The 285-nt window shown below is 51.9% G+C and carries 1 protein-coding gene; it reads left to right on the forward strand.

Annotation, left to right across the window (positions count from 1 at the left end; translation table 11 throughout):
* On the forward strand, positions 1 to 265 hold a 265-nt coding region (locus tag AC1RPN_RS08885; protein WP_481763825.1), incomplete at its 5' end, for a hypothetical protein.
* Positions 266 to 285: the final 20 nt, after the last annotated feature.

The following is a 285-nucleotide window of genomic DNA, read 5'->3' on the forward strand; positions in this document are numbered from 1 at the left end:
GACTACTACCCCAGCTACCCTCTTTAAATTCGTGAACCAGCTTCATTTTCAACCTTTACAAAAGAGTTTTCAGTTTGGCAAAAAGACGCTGCACTTGCGATTCGGAGAAACCGAAGTAGGTGCGTGCCCGTTAAAGGTAGCGATCGTACGGCATGGACTCCACACTAAGCGTATTGTCGCGCCGCAAGAACTCGGAGAACCCAGCATCGTGGTGACCTGCGCATATCAGAAGGAAGCGCTGTACGTCAGGGCGCATCCCGCCTGATTCCGCTACCTGAACAAGGG

The organism is Dellaglioa sp. CoH-57-MRSF-20 (assembly GCF_056781955.1).